24 protein-coding genes and 6 tRNA genes are annotated in these 20,724 nt (G+C 58.6%); 13 read left to right on the top strand and 17 right to left on the bottom strand.

Features of this window, described 5'->3' with window-relative positions; all coding sequences use genetic code 11:
- Window positions 1-75 precede the first annotated feature (75 nt).
- From radC to ACB034_RS12690, 7 genes are all read right to left on the bottom strand, one after another.
- Window positions 76-573: a DNA repair protein RadC gene (radC, locus tag ACB034_RS12660; protein WP_231720614.1), complete on the bottom strand. Its 498-nt coding sequence runs from the start codon at window positions 571-573 to the stop codon at window positions 76-78.
- 111 nt (window positions 574-684) lie between these two features.
- A complete protein-coding gene (locus tag ACB034_RS12665) occupies window positions 685-942 on the bottom strand; it encodes a hypothetical protein (RefSeq protein WP_231720613.1) in 258 nt (85 codons plus the stop codon).
- Window positions 935-1,345 carry a hypothetical protein gene (locus tag ACB034_RS12670; RefSeq protein WP_231720612.1) on the bottom strand — a complete coding sequence of 137 codons (411 nt, stop codon included), beginning with the start codon at window positions 1,343-1,345 and terminating at the stop codon, window positions 935-937. The genes ACB034_RS12665 and ACB034_RS12670 overlap by 8 nt, the downstream gene beginning before the upstream one ends.
- A gap of 9 nt (window positions 1,346-1,354) precedes the next feature.
- Window positions 1,355-1,780, bottom strand: coding sequence for a DUF2787 domain-containing protein (locus ACB034_RS12675; protein WP_100654380.1), 426 nt, complete (start codon window positions 1,778-1,780; stop codon window positions 1,355-1,357).
- A 19-nt stretch (window positions 1,781-1,799) separates the two neighbouring features.
- Complete coding sequence (locus tag ACB034_RS12680; RefSeq protein WP_100654379.1) at window positions 1,800-2,147, bottom strand: YkvA family protein; 348 nt, start codon at window positions 2,145-2,147, stop codon at window positions 1,800-1,802.
- Window positions 2,148-2,230: 83 nt separating this feature from the next.
- Window positions 2,231-2,680, bottom strand: coding sequence for a hypothetical protein (locus ACB034_RS12685; RefSeq protein WP_231720611.1), 450 nt, complete (start codon window positions 2,678-2,680; stop codon window positions 2,231-2,233).
- A 48-nt stretch (window positions 2,681-2,728) separates the two neighbouring features.
- Window positions 2,729-3,064, bottom strand: a complete 336-nt coding sequence (locus ACB034_RS12690) for a hypothetical protein (protein ID WP_042658366.1) — start codon at window positions 3,062-3,064, stop codon at window positions 2,729-2,731.
- Between the two features lie 207 nt (window positions 3,065-3,271).
- Here ACB034_RS12690 and ACB034_RS12695 point away from each other — a divergent pair, with 207 nt between their 5' ends.
- Complete coding sequence (locus tag ACB034_RS12695; RefSeq protein ID WP_101530889.1) at window positions 3,272-3,622, top strand: helix-turn-helix domain-containing protein; 351 nt, start codon at window positions 3,272-3,274, stop codon at window positions 3,620-3,622.
- Window positions 3,623-3,633: 11 nt separating this feature from the next.
- Here ACB034_RS12695 and ACB034_RS12700 read toward each other — a convergent pair whose 3' ends face one another.
- The 4 genes from ACB034_RS12700 to ACB034_RS12715 form a co-directional block, all read right to left on the bottom strand.
- A complete protein-coding gene (locus tag ACB034_RS12700; protein ID WP_100654376.1) occupies window positions 3,634-4,614 on the bottom strand; it encodes a hypothetical protein in 981 nt (326 codons plus the stop codon).
- Window positions 4,611-5,600, bottom strand: a complete 990-nt coding sequence (locus tag ACB034_RS12705; RefSeq protein ID WP_231720610.1) for a YqaJ viral recombinase family protein — start codon at window positions 5,598-5,600, stop codon at window positions 4,611-4,613. Before ACB034_RS12705 ends, ACB034_RS12700 begins: the two co-directional genes overlap by 4 nt.
- Before the next feature lie 94 nt (window positions 5,601-5,694).
- A complete protein-coding gene (locus ACB034_RS12710) occupies window positions 5,695-6,645 on the bottom strand; it encodes a DUF932 domain-containing protein (protein WP_236358347.1) in 951 nt (316 codons plus the stop codon).
- A 218-nt stretch (window positions 6,646-6,863) separates the two neighbouring features.
- On the bottom strand, window positions 6,864-6,998 hold the full coding sequence (locus tag ACB034_RS12715; RefSeq protein ID WP_371172968.1) for a hypothetical protein: 135 nt from the start codon (window positions 6,996-6,998) through the stop codon (window positions 6,864-6,866).
- 177 nt (window positions 6,999-7,175) lie between these two features.
- On the opposite strand from ACB034_RS12715, the gene ACB034_RS12720 reads away from it, so the two are divergent.
- The 12 genes from ACB034_RS12720 (at window position 7,176) to ACB034_RS12775 (ending at window position 14,826) form a co-directional block, all read left to right on the top strand.
- Entirely contained in the window at window positions 7,176-7,667 is a 492-nt protein-coding gene (locus ACB034_RS12720; protein WP_371172955.1) for a nicotinamide-nucleotide amidohydrolase family protein, read from the top strand.
- An 80-nt stretch (window positions 7,668-7,747) separates the two neighbouring features.
- The gene (gene recA, locus ACB034_RS12725; RefSeq protein ID WP_342013456.1) at window positions 7,748-8,812 is read left to right on the top strand and encodes a recombinase RecA; all 1,065 of its coding nucleotides are present in this window, start codon (window positions 7,748-7,750) and stop codon (window positions 8,810-8,812) included.
- Window positions 8,813-8,854: 42 nt separating this feature from the next.
- Window positions 8,855-9,355, top strand: coding sequence for a regulatory protein RecX (locus tag ACB034_RS12730; RefSeq protein WP_342013457.1), 501 nt, complete (start codon window positions 8,855-8,857; stop codon window positions 9,353-9,355).
- Window positions 9,356-9,789: 434 nt separating this feature from the next.
- A complete protein-coding gene (gene alaS, locus ACB034_RS12735; RefSeq protein ID WP_371172956.1) occupies window positions 9,790-12,414 on the top strand; it encodes an alanine--tRNA ligase in 2,625 nt (874 codons plus the stop codon).
- 16 nt (window positions 12,415-12,430) lie between these two features.
- Window positions 12,431-13,669, top strand: a complete 1,239-nt coding sequence (locus tag ACB034_RS12740) for an aspartate kinase (RefSeq protein WP_026456467.1) — start codon at window positions 12,431-12,433, stop codon at window positions 13,667-13,669.
- A 103-nt stretch (window positions 13,670-13,772) separates the two neighbouring features.
- On the top strand, window positions 13,773-13,961 hold the full coding sequence (csrA, locus tag ACB034_RS12745; protein ID WP_026456466.1) for a carbon storage regulator CsrA: 189 nt from the start codon (window positions 13,773-13,775) through the stop codon (window positions 13,959-13,961).
- A 212-nt stretch (window positions 13,962-14,173) separates the two neighbouring features.
- Window positions 14,174-14,266: transfer RNA gene (locus ACB034_RS12750), tRNA-Ser, on the top strand.
- A gap of 3 nt (window positions 14,267-14,269) precedes the next feature.
- Window positions 14,270-14,346 (top strand) — tRNA-Arg (locus ACB034_RS12755).
- Between the two features lie 95 nt (window positions 14,347-14,441).
- A tRNA-Arg gene (locus ACB034_RS12760) sits at window positions 14,442-14,518 on the top strand.
- Window positions 14,519-14,544: 26 nt separating this feature from the next.
- Window positions 14,545-14,621: transfer RNA gene (locus ACB034_RS12765), tRNA-Arg, on the top strand.
- 26 nt (window positions 14,622-14,647) lie between these two features.
- Window positions 14,648-14,724 (top strand) — tRNA-Arg (locus ACB034_RS12770).
- Between the two features lie 25 nt (window positions 14,725-14,749).
- A tRNA-Arg gene (locus tag ACB034_RS12775) sits at window positions 14,750-14,826 on the top strand.
- A 315-nt stretch (window positions 14,827-15,141) separates the two neighbouring features.
- Here ACB034_RS12775 and pbpG read toward each other — a convergent pair.
- From pbpG to ACB034_RS12805, 6 genes are all read right to left on the bottom strand, one after another.
- A complete protein-coding gene (pbpG, locus tag ACB034_RS12780; protein WP_042025153.1) occupies window positions 15,142-15,969 on the bottom strand; it encodes a D-alanyl-D-alanine endopeptidase in 828 nt (275 codons plus the stop codon).
- A 149-nt stretch (window positions 15,970-16,118) separates the two neighbouring features.
- The gene (locus ACB034_RS12785) at window positions 16,119-16,784 is read right to left on the bottom strand and encodes a DedA family protein (RefSeq protein ID WP_042025154.1); all 666 of its coding nucleotides are present in this window, start codon (window positions 16,782-16,784) and stop codon (window positions 16,119-16,121) included.
- 18 nt (window positions 16,785-16,802) lie between these two features.
- Window positions 16,803-18,095, bottom strand: a complete 1,293-nt coding sequence (locus ACB034_RS12790) for a hemolysin family protein (protein WP_124240179.1) — start codon at window positions 18,093-18,095, stop codon at window positions 16,803-16,805.
- Window positions 18,096-18,294: 199 nt separating this feature from the next.
- Entirely contained in the window at window positions 18,295-19,353 is a 1,059-nt protein-coding gene (gene ansB / locus ACB034_RS12795; RefSeq protein WP_042025156.1) for an L-asparaginase 2, read from the bottom strand.
- A gap of 130 nt (window positions 19,354-19,483) precedes the next feature.
- Window positions 19,484-19,678: a heavy-metal-associated domain-containing protein gene (locus tag ACB034_RS12800; RefSeq protein WP_201980340.1), complete on the bottom strand. Its 195-nt coding sequence runs from the start codon at window positions 19,676-19,678 to the stop codon at window positions 19,484-19,486.
- Between the two features lie 78 nt (window positions 19,679-19,756).
- The gene (locus ACB034_RS12805; RefSeq protein WP_124240178.1) at window positions 19,757-20,707 is read right to left on the bottom strand and encodes an AEC family transporter; all 951 of its coding nucleotides are present in this window, start codon (window positions 20,705-20,707) and stop codon (window positions 19,757-19,759) included.
- Window positions 20,708-20,724: the final 17 nt, after the last annotated feature.

The following is a 20,724-nucleotide window of genomic DNA, read 5'->3' on the forward strand; positions in this document are numbered from 1 at the left end:
ATGATGGTAAGTCGTTGTAGAGCTCACTGCTGACCATGCCTTCTTCCTCCATGGGCTCCCTGACCGGCGTGGTAGTTACAAATTCCCTCGTTCTGCCAGCGACACCACACCCTCAGTACCGACGACCAGATGATCCAAAATCCGGATATCCACCAGTGCTAGGGCATTCTGTAGGCGCAGGGTGATCTCGATATCTGCCCGGCTGGGTTCCGGGTATCCCGACGGGTGGTTATGCACCAGCATCAGGGCGGCAGCATTGTGATGCAGTGCTCGCTTGACGACATCGCGGGGGTAGACGGTCGCAGCGGACAGGGTGCCAAGGAACAGCTCCTCGTAGGCCAGTATCCGGTGTTGGTTATCGAGGAACAGTGCCGCAAAAACTTCGCGATCCCGTGTTTGCAGCAGCCCTTGCAGGGCTTGATGGGCCACGTGTTTATCGGTAATAGCTTCCCCCTTGGCCAGTTTCTGCCGGGCAATAGCTTGGGCGATGGTGAGCAGGTCATCGTCGGTGACAAGGTCAGTCACCCAGTAGGTTCCGGGGGGCTCCCCGGCGATTAGTTTGTGATGCAACATGATTAGGCTCCATACGCCATCGCCCCACCGCGTTGGATGCGGCAGGGTAGGCGAGCTATTTGGTTAATGAGTTACTGAATGGGGCGTGACCGCAGGCTTGGTTGGCTGTGTTCAGGCCGCCAGTGTGTGAGTGGTGTAGTCGTGCAGCGGAATGTGGTAACTGGTCGCTAGCAGGGCGCCTAGCTGGGTTAGCCAGCTGTGGTCAGGGTGATCGCACAGCCATTGCGCCAGTACATCGCCCTGTTCGTTTTCATAGCGCAGGTAGAGGGCGTAACCGTCCACCGGCTGGCCCTGTTCATGCACCACTTCAAATTGACCATTGTGCTCAAGGTAAGCCTCCAGCTCGATGGCGATCACGGCGTTAATCATCTTCGGTCTCCTTGTCAGGGATGGGGTCACTCTCCACGGCATAGCCACGATGGATGCAGATGCGCTGCAGGTCTGCCAGAAAGTTGGCCAGCACGCGGGGTTGCTCGCTGAGCGGCACCGGCCCTGCTTGGCATTGCCAGAAACAACGTCGCTTGGGGTCGATGCAGATTTCATCCCTTGGCTGGCTCATGGTGTGCCAGTCCTCGGCATTGCTGATGGAAAGCAGTTGCCACTGCACACCAGACCAGCGCACTTGCAAGGTGACGGTGCTGGCTTGTTGACTTCTTGGGGTCAGATGTAGCAACCAGCGTTGACCACTGCGGGTGGGTGTTAGCTTGGCACTGGTGGAGACGTGTCCCAACCATTGACGTGAGTAGTGGGAGAGTGCTAATTCTTGGCTCATGGTGTCCTCCTAATCTCCTGCGACCGTGACGCTGAAACACTCTAACCGGCAGTAGGCAATGAAGTTGCTCTGCCAGATATCGAACAGCTCCCGCGCTTCGGCCAGCCGCAGCGGTCCCCAGCCCAGCATGGTGTGTTCCCCATCAAGGAAGTTGAAATCGAGCTCCTTGCTGAGCTCGGCATCCGAGCCCAGCCCTTGATAACTGAAGTCGGTGACGTAATCGAACAGCCAGCCATCGAGCCCACGGATCAGCCGGATCTCGACTGGGTGCACGCCGCCTTGAGCGGCACTGTAGCCGGGGTTACGAAAGTTGAAGGTCAGTTGGGTTAAGCGCTCGATGTCGAGCTCGGTTTTAGCGACTTCTTGGTTGAGCAGAACCAGCAAAGCTTGGGCAACGGGCAGGGCAAAGCCCTCCCGGAAAAAGGGAATGGCCATGGTGTACTCCTTGTGGGGGTTAATCTTGGTCGAACAGCTCGCGCATTTTTTTGGCCACACGGGCACGGATCTGTTCATCAATAAAGGCGGCAATGCTGGCGAGAGCTGCACTCAGTACCGCGATGTCATCGGTGAGTCCCATCGGCAACACATCCGGGATCGCATCAATGGGCGATATAAAGTAGGCCAGCGCACTGTAAATCAGGAGCTTGGCCCAAAGCGGCAGATCATCCTTTTGGCTGGTGTAGTAGAGCAACAGGCAGGTCTCGATAAAGGGCCGACCGGCACGTTTGGCAAAGGCCCAGAGTTTGTGCCAAAAGCCTTGGTGATCGAACGGCTCGCATTCAGGGGGAATGCAGGGGGGCATAGTGCGTCTCCTTCAAGAGTGGGTGAATGGCAGAAATAAAAAGAGGAGGCAAATGCCTCCTCTTGGATGGGAATGGGTGTGACCTATTGGTCCCACATCAAGCAGTCAAACTCGGGGGTATTGGTGGCGGGCAGAACTGATGCCACCTCTTGGGTCGGCAGTGCGAGCTGCTTGCCGTCAGCCGTCAAAATTCTGATCGACTTGGCCTTGCGTAGCTTGCCCCACATGTCGAAGAAATTGTTCTCACCGACACGGGACTCGGTCTCATAGGGCGCATCGTATTGGCTGCCATCGACGACGATGGAGAAAGCCTGCCCAGCATAAGAGCCGTACTCCTTGCCCTGCACGGTGGCCGTCATGCTGACCTTGCGGGTGTCATTACAGGCGATATAGAGGTTGTTTTGCTCGTTGACCACCGCCGTGTATTCGCTGGTGCCCTGACCCCAGCCGCTGCTCCAGCGTCCGGCCTCGCCATACGCCATGGCGTTGCCGCACAGCAGCAGTACTGTTGAGGTAATGAAGAGTTTTTTCATCCCTGTGACTCCTAAAGGCTCAAGGATTTAGATGAGCCATTAACGTGGTTATTTTTTGTAAAGCACGCTGAGTGAGTTATCCACCAAGTGCTTAACGATTTCATAGTCTGGATTGTAAGTGGCGAGATTATGTGCCGCGATGGTGACGGCAGATGCGATCCCGGCTAGACCGGTAATACCGCCAAAGACGCTGGCCCCTGCTGCGGCGATCCGGCCCTTGGTATACACCCGGCATTTCAGCCCGGCAGGTTCGATGCTGTTTTCAAGTTTTGTCACAGCGGCGCTCATACGCCCAGATAGCCCCACGACTTCGAAAGATTTTCGTGCACGGATCAGTGAGGCCAGCTTGTCAGTACCTAGATCTTCATAAGTCAGTCTTTCCATGTTTTGTTTCCTTGGTCGTTTAGTAAAAGGGTCTTATGGAGCCCACCTGTTGCGAGTTGGTCACGCTGGTTTATTGGTTGAGGGCCTCGCATCTGTGTCAAATCAGCACCAATTGCCGTTTATGGACTCATTAAGTCTTTAGTCTACCTTTTGAGTCCTTATCGTCAATGGGTCCATGGTCAACCATAGAGGTTGACTGGAGGACCCATGACAGATATCAACCTTGAGCTGTTAGCCAAGAGCGTTGGCAAGGCGATCAGCCACAAGCGTACTCAAGCCGGATTCACGCAAGAGCATGTGGCTGAACACCTCAATATCGGGATGGAAGCCGTCTCTCGAATGGAGCGGGGAATTGTGGTGCCGACCGTGGTGCGGCTGGCGGAGCTCGCTCAACTGTTTGGTTGTGAGCTAGCCGACTTTCTGCGTGAGACCAGTAACCGCCCGACCGAGCAGGGCATTGTGCTGAGCCAGCAACTGGCTCGGCTCGATGATGCTGACCGAACCCTGTTGCTGGAAACGGTAGAACGGTTGGTGGAGCGGTTGGCGCGTCCCCGCTGATCACCCGCCATTCACTGGGGAGGGGATGGGTTCCCTTTCCCCAATTTGTTGGTGAGTGGACTCCTTCTTGGTTGCGGCCTCTGCGGCGTTCTGGTTGCTTGGCTTTGCGGTGCGGCATGCGAAGTAGTCGCCTCCACACCAGCGTTACCATTCGCCGTCTCGTCGCTGTTGGTTTCGGGATAGAACTCCTCCAGCAGCATCGGTACCTCTTCATCAATATCCTCAAACTGGCCGTTACGCAGCAGCTCACGAGCGGCTTGCTCCATCTGGTCGATTGCAAGGCCTGCCTCCTGGTCACGCTGGGCCGCCTCCTGTGCGAGCCTGACTGCCTCGGTCAGGTTGGTTTCCTCCCGCAAGGTTAAATCCACGTAGTAGACCGGGGTGCGGTAGGACTGGGTGGTGCTCTTGGCCCGCAGCCGTAGAGTGAGCGGCAGATAGCGGGTATGGCCCCCGCTCACAGCCTCCAGGTACTTCAGTCGAGCCGCCAGAGTGCGCACCGAGTTGTAGCCGGTGGTGCGGAAGATAAAGCTACCCAGCTCATCCCCTTGCCCCTCCACAAACAGGTTCAGTCGACCGTACAGCTTGCAGCCCTGTTGCCCTGCAAAGGCGCAGCGCTCTGGTCCAGGGCAGCTGACTTCCTCCATGCCTTGCGCCCCCACTCGTCTCGCCACCTCCCCATTCCCGACACACAACGGCCTGCCGGTTTGACGGTCAAAGGCGCTATATTCCGCCCGCAGATTCAAGTCGCTATCGTTGAACAGCACCCGTACCGGAATGGCGCGGATCTTGGTCTGCTCCTGCCCTTGGCTACTTTTTTGCGATGAGTAGTGTTGATGCAGGGGATGGAGCAACCATCCCCCTTTTTGTTGTATCTGGGTGGTGAGGGTGAAACTGTCGTCCTTCTCCGGTACCCACTTATCTTGTTTTTGCACCAGCTTGCCGATGCAGACCCGCCCGATCACGGGCGGGGTTATCGCCAGTCCTTTGATCATTGTGTTTGCCTCAAGGGTTGAATGGTGAAACGGCGCACGCCGGGCACCGGTTTGACGTAACGAGTGAGCAGGTCGGGATGATCCTGACCGAGCTTATCGAGATCCGGCGCCAGCCGGTCTTTACTGCGTTTCCAGGTGATCTTGCCGTCGGCAAACAGCCCGGCTGTCGCTTCACCCAAAGTGGCTTGCAGCCGCTGTTTGAGTTGTGACTCCTGCAGCTCGACGGCTTCCTTTTGCTCGCGCAATCTCAATAGCTCGCCAAACAGCTGGTTGAACTCGGGGGAATCGGAGAGATCCACCGTCTGGCCATCGTCACGCGGAAACAGCCAGCTCAGGGCATTGGCGGCATCACTGGATCCATCAGGCTCAGGCTGTTGGTCTTGTTGCACCATTTGCCAGAACTGTGCTTCCCGCTCGGTGAGATCCTGGATCTTCTCTTCATCGCGCTCGATGCGGTAAATCCGGAAATCCTGGCCGCCGATGAGCACTGCCACCTCAGCCCAGGCATGGCCGGTGACGGCCAGTTGATGCAGCACCTGACACTGGTAAGCCACCGGCACCCCTTCCTCCCACTGTGGGGCGCTGTGATAGCTGGCGGTCTTGATCTCCAGAATGCCCGGCCCATCGGGATGGCCGATTACCTCCCGGTCGAGGTTGGCGAGCATGAAGGGTTGCTCGGGGTGCTGCAGTACCGCATTGACCCGGCGCACCTTATAGCCGGTGCGTTTGGCGTAGACCTGCGCCAGCACCGGTTCCAGCTCAATGCCCCACAGCACCGCGTCCTTGTGGGAAATATCTTCCGGTTCCTTGCGGCCGGTTTTCTCCAGCCACAGGCTGAGCGGGCATTTGTAGGGGGAGAGCCCCACTGCCACGGCGGCATCGGAGGAGCCAATGCCGAGTTTGCGGATAGCGAGCCACTGCTCGCGGGTTAACTGGGTCGTGGAGGCCAGCCGCAGGGCTTGGCCGTATTTGGTTTTTGCTTTCATGACGACTCCTTGTTAACGGCATAAACGCCTACGCCCGGATTGGCTTGCGCCAATCCGGGTGAGGTCGTTATGCGGTTTGAATGGGGAAACGGAATTACTGCAGTAGGGTGAGAGCTTGATTCAAGGCTTGGGATTTGAGTTGGGCGCCCTGACCAAACCAGGCGGAATCGAGCCGGTGATCTTGGCTGCGAGCACGGCGGTGGTGATCCACGTATTCGGTGACCGCATTGACCAGCCCCCAGGCGGTATTGCGGGAACTGGCAAGCTCTGAGCCCATAGCTGCGCCCTGATAGAGCTCATGCAGTCGTTGCACCGGCTTGGTGAGGATGATGCTCTCCTCATCCAGCGGTTGCGCCAAGAGGTCGCTGAAAAAGCGCAGCGCCTCTTCGGGGGCGACGGGCCGTTGTGCCAATTCCTTAGTCTGGACTTTGAACTCATCCCAATGGGAGAGCCCCAGTCCGAGCGACTCTTTGACGGTCGCCGCATCGAACTGAGTGGAGTGGGGTACCTTGATGGCGCCGGTAGCGCCACGCAGTGCCATCTGCAGGGTGTTATTGCAGACCACCCGCAGCGAGGTGAACTGCGCCGTGGTGCAGAGCGTGCCGTCGCAGCTGGTTGCCAGCAGCAGATAGGATTTTACCAAGTCATTACCTTTGAGTTTTAGATCCTGGCCGGTCTTAGCCAGTGCCCACAGTTTGCGGCCACCTTTGAGCGAGCCTGCTGTTTCTAGCTCAAAGCCACCGGCTTCCACTAGGTCTTGATAGAAGTGCAGCACCTCGTGAGGCTGCACCACGTTGTAGCGGCTTGAGACCACCGACAGAGGGGTGAGGGTATCGGAGCGATACAGCACCTTGCTATCGCTGCAGGAACGGATATGCAGTGCATCGGAGGCGACGTTAAACATCACGTCGCTCTGCTCGATGGTCCAATCCATCCCGGCTGCCTGCAGCCAGATATCGAGAGATTGTTGCGGGGGCAAGACATTGCCAAGGCCATGCCAAGGGGTTTGGCCGGTGTAGGCCATGGTGTCGATCAGGTGAGCCATATCTCCTCCAGGAATTGTGAAATGCAGACATTCAGCCTGCTAACTCATGTAGGTGATATAGGTTTGAAATTTCATTGAATAGGATGTAGTCGTGTTTTTATTTGTGTGCGCTGTTAAGCAGCATACTGGTTGTTATGTTTGGACAATGCCCTTCATTGGGGATGTGGGTGCAGGATTGGTAAAAGAGGCTCAATCATGAAGGGTGTTCATAGCGTAGGTTAAAGCGTAGAAAGATAGATAAATTTCAAAAAAAGCACATTAAAATCAACATGTAAACACCCTTGCATCATGGGCGTGTGGGCGCTGAGATTGGCGCCTGGCGCGGCGCCAGTGGCTTGGTGTTGTGCGGTCATGTGCTATTCCAGAAGGGGCCTCTGCGGGCCTGTGTCTGCGGTGATGAGCCTTGAGCTTGATGGCGCCATTCTACACATAAGCGGCGTGGCGGGGGAGGCCGGCTTGGATTGCCTCCAGTTGCGGGCGACAGGATCGGGATCGCATAATGTGCTTCTTCAATGAGCAGGAGATCCGCCATGACACTGGATGCAGAGATAGAGCACCTGGCCATCGAGTTGGGACAGGCCCTTGGCCAGCGCGACTGGCTGGCGGCGACCGCCGAGTCCTGCACCGGCGGCGGGGTGGCGAGCGCCATCACCGATATCGCGGGCAGCTCCGGCTGGTTTGATCGCGGCTTTGTCACCTACACCAACGAGGCCAAGCAGCAGATGCTGGGGGTGAGCGACGAGAGCCTGGTGTTGCATGGCGCCGTGAGCGAGGCAGTGGTGCTGGAGATGGCCCGCGGCGCCCTGGCCCACTCGTCTGCCTCCATCAGTGTGGCCATCAGCGGCATCGCCGGCCCCGGTGGCGCCACCGAGGGCAAACCGGTGGGCACCGTCTGGTTTGCCTGGGTCGACTGCAACGGCCGCCACCACTCCTTGCTGGCCCGTTTCGACGGCGACCGTCGTCAGGTGCGTCAACAGGCGGTGAGACAGGCCTTGTCGGGTCTGTTGGCCCTGCTCAGATAAATTGGGCTTGATACTGTATGAATAGACAGTATACTTAGCCCAACTTCACTTCTTACTCACGATTTCCAGCGGAGATTGGCATGGATCAGAACAAACAGAAGGCACTGGCGGCTGCGCTGGGTCAGATCGAAAAGCAGTTTGGCAAAGGCTCCATCATGCGTCTGGGCGACAGCAAGACCATGGACATCGAAGCCATCTCTACCGGTTCTCTCTCCCTGGACGTGGCGCTGGGCATTGGCGGTCTGCCGTGCGGTCGTATCGTCGAGATCTACGGCCCGGAATCTTCCGGTAAAACCACCCTCACCCTGCAGGTGATCGCGGAAGCCCAGAAGAAGGGCAAGACCTGTGCCTTCGTCGATGCGGAGCACGCACTCGACCCCATCTATGCCGCCAAACTGGGCGTCAACGTCGATGACCTGTTGATCTCCCAGCCGGATACCGGCGAACAGGCGCTCGAGATCTGCGACATGCTGGTGCGCTCCAACGCCGTTGACGTCATCATCGTCGACTCCGTAGCCGCTCTGACTCCGAAAGCGGAAATCGAGGGCGAGATGGGTGACTCCCACGTCGGCCTGCAGGCTCGTCTGATGTCCCAGGCGCTGCGCAAGCTGACCGCCAACATCAAGAACGCCAACTGCCTGTGCATCTTCATCAACCAGATCCGGATGAAGATCGGCGTCATGTTCGGCAGCCCGGAGACCACGACCGGTGGTAACGCACTGAAGTTCTACGCCTCCGTGCGTCTGGATATTCGTCGTACCGGCGCCATCAAGGAAGGGGACGAAGTGGTCGGCAACGAGACCCGCGTCAAGGTGGTCAAGAACAAGGTGGCCCCGCCCTTCAAGCAGGCCGAATTCCAGATTTTCTACGGCGCAGGCATCTCCAAAGAGGGTGAGCTGGTGGATCTGGGTGTCAAGCACAAGCTGATCGACAAGGCCGGTGCCTGGTACAGCTACAACGGCGAGAAGATCGGTCAGGGCAAGGCCAACGTGATGAAGCTGTTTGCCGAGAACAAGGCCATGGCAGCCGAGGTGGAGGCCAAGCTGCGCGATCTGCTGCTCTCCGGCGTGGTTCCTGCCGATGACAAGGCGGTCGCCGCGGAAGAAGACGAGTTCGACGTCGAAAGCGAACAAGAGTTCGAATAACGAGTAACAGGAAGGCCGGGTCGATACCCGGCCTTGTCATTTATGGTTGATGAATCCACTACCGAACCCACACAGCCCAGCTTCGAAGAGCAGCTGGTGGCCGCCCGCAACTTCGCCATGCGCAGTCTCGCCCGCCGCGAGAGTGCCGAATCCGAACTGGCCAACCGGCTGCGCCAGCAGGGGTTCAGCCAGGAGGTGATCGAAGCGGTCGTCGACTACTGCCGTGGCTACAACTGGGTCAATGACGAGCGTTATGGCGCCATGGCGGTGCGAGCCGGTGCTGCCAAGGGACACGGGCCCATCAAGATCCGCTTCGACCTGCGACGCAAGGGGCTGGACGACAGCCAGATCGACGCCGCCTTCGAGCAACCCGAACTGGACTGGTTCGAACTGGCTTTCGAGCTGCTGGAGCGACGCGCCAGAGTCGCCGATCTGGCCGATTTCAAGCTACGCATGAAGTGGCTCAAGTATCTGCTGGGGCGAGGTTTTACCCAGGATCAGGCCCGCTATGCCCTCTCTGCCTTGCAGGAGCGGGAGAAGTAGGGTCGGCACAAGCTGGCGAGATAACAAGATGTCGGTGACGATAACTGCCAGTTCGTCTCCTGCGCTGACCATAGGGCCGCGTGGCCCCTGAACCTGTCAATTCCCTTTAACCGGCTCCTTCTCGCCAGCTTCCCTTCGTCTGACGACTCACCGGGACTCGCTCCTTGAGCGCGGCTCAGCAGCTTTTTCCTGTCTGTTCAGTGGCTTGGCTACGGATGATGAAGCGGGTCCGGTTTTGTCGCATCCTGCGGTTATTTTCCGCTGCTTTTGGCTCGATCCGTGGCCGGAAAAGCGTGCATTTGCCTCCCTTTTCTTCACCCGCCCGTTTATGCGTGCTTTTTCGCCCGTGAAGGGCCGGTACGTTTTACTTTACCCCGCAGAAAACTTACATTAATGCGGTTAAAAGTCCGTATTCGAATCAAGCAGGATTTTCCATGTATATGTCCACGTCTGAGATACGCACCGCGTTTCTCGAGTATTTCCGTTCCCAGGGGCACCAGGTTGTCTCCTCCAGCTCGCTGGTACCGCATAACGACCCGACCCTGTTGTTTACCAACGCGGGTATGAACCAGTTCAAGGATGTCTTCCTTGGCGCAGACAAGCGTGCCTACAACCGCGCAACCACCTCCCAGCGTTGCGTGCGTGCCGGTGGTAAGCACAACGATCTGGAAAACGTCGGCTATACCGCTCGTCACCACACCTTCTTCGAGATGCTGGGCAACTTCAGCTTTGGCGACTACTTCAAGCAGGATGCCATCAAGTTCGCCTGGGGTTTCCTGACCGAGGTGCTACAACTGCCGAAAGAGCGCCTGCTGGTGACCGTCTACGCGACTGACGATGAAGCTTTCGACATCTGGGAAAAGGAAGTTGGCGTGCCGGCCGATCGCATCGTGCGCATCGGTGACAACAAGGGAGCACCGTACGCTTCCGACAACTTCTGGGCCATGGGCGATACCGGTCCGTGCGGTCCCTGCACCGAGATCTTCTATGACCACGGCGATCACATCTGGGGTGGCCGTCCCGGCTCACCGGAAGAGGATGGCGACCGTTTCATCGAGATCTGGAACGTGGTGTTCATGCAATTCAACCGTCAGGCTGACGGCACCATGGAGCCGCTGCCGCGCCCGTCCGTGGATACCGGCATGGGTCTGGAGCGAATCTCCGCCATCATGCAGGGTGTGCACTCCAACTACGAGATCGACATCTTCCAGGCGCTGATCAAAAAAGCGGCCGAGATTGTCGGTACCACCGATCTGAGCAACCAGTCCCTGCGCGTCATCGCGGACCACATCCGCTCCTGCGCCTTCCTGGTGGCTGATGGCGTCATGCCCTCCAACGAAGGTCGCGGCTACGTGCTGCGCCGCATCATCCGCCGCGCCGTGCGTCACGGTCGCAAGCTGGGCGCCACCGATGTCTTCTTTTACAAGCTGGCCGCCGAGCTGGCAGCTCAGATGAAGGATGTCGCTGCCGAGCTGATCGCCCAGCTGCCGCTGGTCGAGCGTGTGCTGCGCATCGAAGAGGAGCAGTTCGTCCGCACCCTGGACCGCGGTCTGTTGCTGCTGGAAGACGCTCTGGCCAACCTGGGCGATGCCAAGGTCATTCCGGGCGAGGTGGTATTCAAGCTGTATGACACCTACGGTTTCCCGGCTGACCTGACTGCCGACGTGGTGCGCGAGCGCGAGATCGGCATCGACGAGGAAGGCTTCAACGCCGAGATGGAGAAGCAGCGTGCCCGTGCCAAAGAGGCCTCCAGCTTCGGTGTGAACTACAACGAGATGCTCAAGCTCGACTTCGAGACTCCGTTCACCGGTTACAAGACCCTGAGCGAGCAGACTCGCGTGATCGGCATCTACAAGGGCACCGAAGAGGTGAATGCACTGATCGCCGGTGACGAAGCCGTCATCGTGCTGGAGCAGACCCCCTTCTACGCCGAGTCCGGTGGCCAGATCGGCGACACCGGTACCCTCAAGGTGGACGACGGCATCTTCGCCGTGACCGACACCATGAAGGCGGGTAAGGCCATCATCCACAAAGGCTACATGGAGCTGGGTACCCTGGAGAAGGGCGCCGAAGTGGAAGCCGTGGTGGATGGCGAGCGTCGTCAGGCCGTGGCCCTGAACCACTCCGTGACTCACCTGCTGCATGCTGCCCTGCGTCAGGCACTCGGTGATCACGTGACCCAGAAGGGCTCCCTGGTGGGCGCCGAGCGCATGCGTTTCGACTTCTCCCACTTCGAAGGCCTGACCATGGCGACCATTCGCCGGATCGAAGAGCTGGTCAACGCCCAGATCCGTGCCAACCATGAAGTCAGCACTCAGGTCATGGGTCTGGAAGCCGCCAAGGCGGCCGGTGCCATGGCGCTGTTCGGTGAAAAATACGAAGATGACGTGCGCGTGGTGCGCATGGGCGACTACTCCACCGAGCTGTGTGGCGGTACCCACGCCAAGCGTACCGGTGACATCGGCTTCTTCAAGATCATCGCCGAGAGCGGTATCGCCGCCGGTGTGCGTCGTATCGAAGCGGTGACCGGCAAGGCCGCCATCGACTACATGCACCAGCTGGGTGAGCAGATCGAAGAGACTGCGGCCCTCATCAAGGGTGACCAGTTCTCCCTGGCGGACAAGGTGCGTCAGGTGCTGGACAAGGCCAAGATGATGGAGCGCGAGCTGGAGCAGCTCAAGGCCAAGCTGGCTGCCCAGGCCGGTAACGATTTGCTGAGCCAGGTCATCGAGATCAAGGGGCAGAAGGTGCTGGTTGCAGCGCTGGAAGGGGCTGATCCCAAGTCCCTGCGCGGCATGCTGGACGAGCTGAAGAACCAGATGAAATCCGGTGTCGTACTGCTGGCAACCAGCAGCGATGACAAGGTCAACCTGATCGCCGGTGTCACCAACGACCTGACCGGCAAGGTCAAGGCCGGTGAACTGGTCAATCTGGTAGCCCAGCAGGTGGGCGGCAAGGGCGGTGGTCGTCCGGACATGGCTCAGGCGGGTGGTACCCAGCCAGAGGCCGTACCGGCAGCGCTGCAATCCGTTCACTCCTGGCTGGAAGAGCGCCTGTAATAGGGCGAGGTGATCTGTGGCACTCTATGTACAGAAGTACGGCGGCACCTCGGTCGGCACATTGGAGCGGATCGAGGCGGTCGCTGAGCGGGTTCAGCAGACCCGCGCCCAGGGACACGATGTGGTGGTGGTGGTCTCCGCCATGTCGGGCGAAACCAACCGGTTGCTGGGCATGGCCCAGCAGCTGGATCCTGATGCCAACCGGCGCGAGATGGACGTGCTCGTCTCCACCGGTGAGCAGGTCACCATAGCGCTGTTGGCGATCGCGTTGAACAAACGCGGTTGTCCTGCGGTCTCAATGACCGGTGATCAGGTACGCATTCACACCGATTCCGCCTATGGCAAGGCGCGCATCACTCATATCGATACCGAGCTGGTTCAGGCAGAACTGGCGGCGGGCAAGGTAGTGGTGATCGCCGGTTTTCAGGGCCGTGATGAGCACAACGCCATCACTACTCTGGGCCGGGGCGGCTCGGACACCACGGCAGTTGCCGTGGCGGCGGCCATCGAGGCCGATGAGTGCCAGATCTTTACCGATGTTGATGGGGTGTACACCACGGATCCGCGCATCGAGCCCAAGGCTCGTCGTCTCGATACCATCACCTTCGAGGAGATGCTGGAGATGGCCAGCCTGGGGGCCAAGGTGCTGCAGATCCGTTCGGTGGAGTTTGCGGGCAAATACCGCGTCCCGCTGCGGGTACTGTCGAGCTTTATCGATGGAGAGGGAACCTTAATCACATATGGAGGTGAGAGGATGGAAGCTCCCCTGGTATCCGGGATCGCTTTTAACCGCAACGAGGCCAGCCTGACCATTCTGGGTGTGCCTGACAAACCGACCGTGGCCGCGCAGATCCTGAATCCGATCAGCGATGCCAACATTGATGTCGACATGATCGTGCAAAACACCCTGGGGGACGGCACCGCCGACTTTACCTTTACGGTGAATCGGGATGATTACCGCCGTGCCCGCGCACTGCTTGAGGAAACGGCCAGCGAGCTGGGCGCCTCCTGTGTGCAGGGAAATGGCGAGATCGCCAAGGTTTCCATTGTCGGTGTCGGCATGTGGAACCACCCCGGTGTTGCCCGCACCATGTTCAAGGTATTGGGCGAGGAGGGGATCAACATGCAGCTGATTTCCACCTCTGAAATCAAAATCTCTGTGGTGATTGACGAGAAGTATCTGGAGCTGGCGGTGCGAGCCCTGCACGCCGCTTTCGGGTTGGATCAAGCGCCCCAAGAGCAGCCCCTGGGCTAACAATCTCTGATTGATTTAGTTTCAACCATTTACCATATCGGTATCTTTGTTAGATAATGTCGCATATCGATATAAAAACAAAACAGGATACAGGAGCAAGCGAATGCTTATTTTGACTCGTCGTGTAGGGGAAACCCTGATGATTGGTGACGAAGTGACTGTCACCGTACTGGGCGTTAAAGGCAACCAGGTTCGTATCGGCGTGAACGCACCGAAAGAAGTTTCCGTGCACCGCGAAGAGATTTATCAGCGTATCCAGGCTGAGAAGGTTCCGGGCCAGCCGAACTTCTAAGCTGGATTCCAGGCAGTGACAAGGCGACACCTCATGTGTCGCCTTTTGTTTTTTATGGCCAGTGAAATCGGCTGTACGGCGTAAAACAACGGGATAAGTGTCGATATTGCTTGAATATTCCACGCTTTGGCCAAATGCTGAGCGAACGCTCTTTTTTCTCCAAAAAAGTGTTTGACTAAAAATCCCTGTGAAGTATTATCAGCCCCGCAAACGGAGAGGTGGCCGAGAGGCTGAAGGCGCTCCCCTGCTAAGGGAGTATGCGGCTTATACCCGCATCGGGGGTTCGAATCCCCCCTTCTCCGCCATTTGCGCCCGTAGCTCAGCTGGATAGAGTACCTGGCTACGAACCAGGTGGTCAGAGGTTCGAATCCTCTCGGGCGCACCATATTAGACTCTCGGAGTCATGTGTTGACCATCAGCAAGTCGGCACTAGAAGAAGGCTTACTGTTGAGTAAGCTTTTTTTATCGTTTTAAAACAGGGCGCCCGTAGCTCAGCTGGATAGAGTACCTGGCTACGAACCAGGTGGTCAGAGGTTCGAATCCTCTCGGGCGCACCATTTTAAAGCAATACAAAGATTTATGAGCGCCCGTAGCTCAGCTGGATAGAGTACCTGGCTACGAACCAGGTGGTCAGAGGTTCGAATCCTCTCGGGCGCACCATTTTCAAGCAGTACAAAAATTTATGAGCGCCCGTAGCTCAGCTGGATAGAGTACCTGGCTACGAACCAGGTGGTCAGAGGTTCGAATCCTCTCGGGCGCACCATTTTCAAGCAGTACAAAGTTTATGAGCGCCCGTAGCTCAGCTGGATAGAGTACCTGGCTACGAACCAGGTGGTCAGAGGTTCGAATCCTCTCGGGCGCACCATACAGACAGCCTCGACTCAGGTCGGGGCTGTTTTTTTATGGGCTGGATCCGGCCTTGGAAATACCCCACACTTGGTTGCCACCCTCTTTTCATTCGCTTCTTCTTTCCTCTGACCGGCTCGTTGCTGACGCCTCTGCCAGATCCCCTGCATGGCCGCTGCCAACACCCTGACGCGCATTTCTCCGCCAAAGCCGAGACTCCTGGCTGTCATCTATCTCCTTTTTGCTCTGGCGGGTGCTGGAAGCCTGTCATGGGCTGTGGGATCACGGGCAATAAAAAAGGATGCCACAGCATCCTTTTTCACGTCGTTCGTCTTTAGCTTCTCAACCATTTGCGAATGCGGTTGGCATCGCCGACCGGGGTGAGCTTGCCTACCGAGTTGAGCAACACGATGGCGAGCTCCCGACTGTCCGGTTTGGCACGCATCACCAGGCAGCGGCCAGCCTCGTCGGTAAAGCCGGTCTTGGAGAGACGTACGTCCCAGTCCGGATTTTTTACCAGCGGGTTGGTGTTGTTGAACATCAGGCTGTAGGAGGGGGCCTGGAAGCGCATCTCCCTGTGCTCATCCTGGGTAAACTGGCGGATCAGCGGCTGGCGATAGGCTGCGGCGACCAGCTTGCCCAGATCTTGGGCGGTGGAGACGTTGCGGGTGGAGAGACCGGTGGCGTCGTAGAAATGGGTCTGGCGCATGCCCAGCTGTCGGGCTTTGTTGTTCATGGCCCGGATAAAGGCGCTGCGGCCGCCCGGGTAGTGACGGGCCAGGGCCGAGGCCATCCGGTTCTCGGAGGACATCAGGGCCAGGTGCAGTGCGTCACGACGGGTCACCTTGGTACCCATGCGAATGCGGGAGTGTGTGTGCTTCACCCGATCCAGATCTTCCTTGTCGATGGTCAGGGTCTGAGCCAGATCCTGTCTGGCATCCAGTACCACCAGCGCCGTCATCAGCTTAGTGATGGACGCGATGGGACGCACCTTGGTGGCATTCTTCTGGTAGAGAGTCTTGCCCGTGTTGACGTCAACGACCAGGGCACTGCTCGAACGAATGTCCAATTTGGCGGGGTTGGGGGCGGCGCTGACCGCAGGCAATCCCAGCATCCCTATCAATCCGAAAACCAGCGCAACTGCGCGAACCCGACACCGCATACTACCGACTCCGTTCACATGGAAAAAAAGGCGGTAGATTCACGCATTTTTACCCTGCATTGACAAGGGGCTCTACAGACTATTTCTACAATTTGCGCAAATGCGAGCCTCAAAAAAGCCCTCTTTCGAGGGCTTTTTTGAGGTGGGTGTCAATCCCGGGATTTTGCAGCCTTGCGTTTGCTGAGCCAGCGCCAGAGCAGGGCGATGATGCCGCTGACCAGCAGCACGATCGGCAGGTAGAGGATGATGCTGAGAAATTGGGACTGGTATTCGGCTGCCAGCTTGGTGTGACTCAGGTAGTAGCCGAATCCCACCAGCGGGCAGATCCACATGATGGAGCTGATGAAATTGACGACGAGAAAGCGTCCCTGCGGCAGCTCGGTGGCGCCAACGATGTAGGGATAGGCGGTGCGCACGAAAGCGATGTAGCGGGCGGTGATCAGGGTCAGGATGCCGTACTTGTCGAGCAGGTAGTAGACCTTCTCCTTGTGGCGATCCTCCACGTGAGACATCAGGCGATGATACATCTGAGTGTGGCCGAGAAAGCGCCCCTGCATGTAGCCAAGCCAGGTGCCGACGAAGGTGGCCATGATCAGCAGCGGGATCACCGCCAGTGACAGCACATCCTGATAGATGAGCACGCCGGTCAGGATCAGCAGGCTGTCGCCGGGCAGAAAAGCGGTGGGGATAAAGCCATTCTCGAGCACCAGAAAGGTCAATAAGACGGCACAGACCATGAAGGCCATTTGGGGATCAGACAGGGTCACCAGATCCTGATGCATAAAGGCGTGGGCCAGTTGGTAAAACCGCTCCATTCTTGCAAACTCCGCAGGTTAGCTGGGTTGATCGGTCAAGGGCATGGCGAGCACCTTGTCGATGCGCAGACCATCCATGTCAACAATTTCCAGTTGCCACTGTTCCAGGGTGACCAGGTCGCCGGTCTGTGGAACACGACCAAGGAGCAGCATGATAAGCCCTCCGAGGGTGTGATAGTGATGTTTTTCTTCCTCGGGCAGGCGAACCAGCTCCAGACAGTCCTTCAATTCTGGCAAAGGGATCAGGCCATCGAGCAGCCAGCTGCCATCGGCGCGCTGGAATGCCCAGTTGTCGTCGCCGTCTTCCTGCTGAAAATCCCCCGCCAGCGCCTCCATCAGATCCTGCTGGGTGACCAGCCCCTGCAACTCGCCATACTCATCCACCACCAGGGCGATCTGTTCACTGTGGGTGCGGAAGTGGTTGAGCAGCTCGACCCCGTTGAGGGTCTCGGGCAGCAGGCTTCCCTCCTGGGTCAGGGCGGCCAGGTCAATGGGCTCCCCCTTGATATAGGCATACAACACCTTGTTGACGTCGATGATCCCCACCAGCTCGGAGAGGTTGCCGTCACAGACCGGGAAATAGCTGTGACGCTCCTCCACCAGGCGCTGCAGGTTGGTTTCCAGCGGCAGCGAGAGATCCAGATAGCGGATATCGCTGCGCGGCACCATCAGGGAGGAGAGGCTGCGCTCGTCGAGACGAAACACATTGCGCAGCATGGTGTGCTCATGATCCTCGATCACCCCGGCTTCGGATCCTTCCACCAGCATGGCGTGGATCTCCTCTTCGGTGACGTTGGCGCCGCCATCCTGCTTGGCCCGCAACAGGCGCAGGGTGGCATTGGTGGAGGCCGACAGCAGCCAGACGAAGGGACGGGTCAGGGTGGCGAGCCAGTGCATGGGAAGCGCCACCAGGCAGGCAAGGCGTTCTGCGCTGAGCTGGCCGAGGCGCTTGGGCACCAGTTCCCCCACCACGATGGAGAGATAGGTCACGGTGACGACGACGATGACGGTGGCGATCGTACCGCTGGTCTTGGGGGATAGCCCCCATTCCTGCAGCCAGAGGGAGAAAGGTTGGGCCAGCAGGGATTCGCCGTAGATACCGTTGAGCAGGCCGATAGTGGTGATGCCGATCTGGACGGCGGAGAGAAAATGGGTCGGGTTTTCCGCGAGTTTGAGGGCGATGGCGGCGGAGCGACTTCCTTCACTGGCCATCTTGGCAAGGCGAGCCTTGCGTGCGGTCACGATGGCAATTTCCGACATGGCGAAGACGCCATTGAGCAAAATCAATCCCAACAGGATCAATATTTCCATACTGCGGCAGCACTCCTAAGTAGAAAAGATCGCTGGCAGTGTAATGAATTTGGCCGCGATGCGCTTGTGAAAGCAGGTGATCCGGTTCGCTAATTTATCACGCCCCTGGCTCTGGGCAGGCGAGGGATCCCTGTCAGGGGAGGGGAGCCAAAAAAGGGCGGAAATCCCGCCCTTGCTGTGATTGCCTGAATTGATTCGATCAGAACTGCTGGAACCAGCGCTGGATCTGGGCCGGATCCTTGCTCTGGGTCAGGGAGAGCATCAGCAGGATGCGCGCCTTCTGCGGGTTCAGGGTGCCGGCGGCCACGAAGCCGTACTTGGCGTCGTCGATCTCGGCATCCAGGGTGGTGGCGCCGGTCGGCACGCGGGCGGAGCGCACCACGCGAATGCCGTCCTTGCTCGCCTGAGCCAGGGTGTCGAACAGGCTGTGGTAGAGGTTGCCGTTGCCTACCCCGGCGCTGACGATGCCATCAAACTTGGCATCCACCATGGCCTTGGCCGGCAGTTCGGTGGCGTTGGCATAGCTATAGACGATACCGACCTGGGGCAGCTTGTCGAGTTTGCTCACATCGAACGGGGTCTTGCTGGTGTGCAGGCGAGCCGGGCTGCGCTGATAGTCGATCTTGCCGTTGTGGATGTAGCCGAGCGGACCGAAGTTGGGAGCGGCAAAGGTCTGCACGCCAGTGGTGTTGGTTTTGGTGACGTCGCGGGCATCCAGCACGGTATCGTTCATGGCGACCATGACGCCACGGCCTTTGGAGGCGGGATCGGAGGCGGTGACCACGGCGTTGTAGAGGTTCATCGGGCCGTCAGCGCTCATGGCGGTGGAGGGGCGCATGGCGCCGACCAGTACCACCGGCTTGTCGCTCTTGACGGTGAGGTTGAGGAAGTAGGCGGTCTCTTCCATGGTGTCGGTGCCGTGGGTGATGACGATGCCATCCACATCATCCTTGGCCAGCAGCTCGTTGACCCGCTTGGCAAGCTTCAGCCACACCTCGTCGTTCATGTCCTGGGAGCCAATCTTGACTACCTGCTCCCCCTGCACGTCGGCCACGTTCTTCATTTCGGGTACGGCGGCGATCAGGGTTTCGATGGCTACCTTGCCAGCCTCATAGTTGGACTGGGTGGCAGACTGGCCGGCGCCGGCGATAGTGCCACCGGTGGCCAGAATATGCACATTGGGCAGGGCCATGGCCATGGGGGAGAGGGTCAGGCCGAGCACGGCGGCGAGCAGGGTCTTGCGGATCGGTAGGGTCATGCTGCAAATCCTTCTGGTTGGAATAATCGCAGCAAGTTTGCCCATTTAATAATCGATGTCTGTGATAAAACTCACCAAAAGACAGGTGAGTACAGATTTTTAACCTGTTTTATACCTATATGGAGATAAATTAACTTGCCGAGAAGCCCTTGGCTTCAATCAGGGCGATCAGCTCCGCCTTGTTCAATTCGCTCTCGATGATCGCCTTGCTGCTGGCGAAGTCCACCTGAGCGGCGGTCACCGCCGGCTGGGCCAGCAGGGCTTTTTGCAGGCTGGCGGCGCAGCCACCACAGGACATGCCGGTCACTGTCAGTTCAATAGTCATGATGAGTCTCCTTCGTGGGTGTAATGCAAGCCTAAAGCTGCCGCTCGCGGCAAGGTCAAGTCACCCGTCACTTCGTTGTTACCCCATCAAGCCCAGATAGTTCATCAGGGCTGCTCCCAGGCTGGTGGTGAGAAGGGAGCCCAGCGTGGTGGTAGCGATGATGTTCGCGGCCAGTGAACTGTCGCCCCCCATGGCGCGGGTCATCACATAACTGGCGGCGGCAGTCGGGGTGGAGCTGATGAGAAACAGGATGCCGAGTGCCTGCGGGCTGAAGCCAAGCGCCCAGGCCCCCGCGACCAGCAGCACGGGAATGCACAGCAGCCGGTTGGCGGTAGCCCAGCCGGTCAGCATGGCGCCGCCGCGCAGGGCCTTGAGGTTGAGGCTGGCGCCGGTGCACAGGAGCGCCAGCGGCAGCGTCATGTTGGCAAAGTAGTTACCGGTGGTGGTGACCAGCTGGGGTAGCTCTATGCCGAGCAGGCCAAACGGCAGTGCTGACAGGATGGCGATGATGAGTGGATTTTTGGCGATCCCCTTGAGGATGGGTTTGACCCCCTTGTTGCCTCCCAGACTGCGGGTCAGGGTGACGACGGCGAGGATGTTGTAGAGCACGGTGACCGACCCCACCAGCAGGGCGGCGGCGCCGATCCCTTCCGGCCCGTAGGCGTTCTGCACATAGGCCAGCCCCATGATCCCCATGTTGCCGCGAAAGCTGCCCTGCACGAAGACGCCACGTTGGCGCCGCTCGGGAATGAAGCGGGCCGCCAGCAGCTCCAGTATCAGGAAACCGGTGAGCGTCCCAAGCAGGCCGTAGAGGATGAGCCAGGGGCTCGGCATGGTCGAAAAGTCGGTGCGCACCATGCTGAGAAACAGGAGCGCCGGCAGGGTGACCTGGAACACCAGACGCGAGGCCGATTCGACGAAGCTGTCGGGCAGCAGGCCCAGCTGCTTGAGCCAGATGCCGAGCAGCAGCACCACGCAGATGGGGCCGGTAATGGAGAGGGAGAAGTGCAGACTTGCCAACAGATCCATGATGCGCGTCCTGTGCA

Origin of the sequence: Aeromonas sp. S18(2024) (assembly GCF_041402525.1) — a bacterium.
Classification (GTDB): Bacteria; Pseudomonadota; Gammaproteobacteria; order Enterobacterales; family Aeromonadaceae; genus Aeromonas; species Aeromonas enteropelogenes.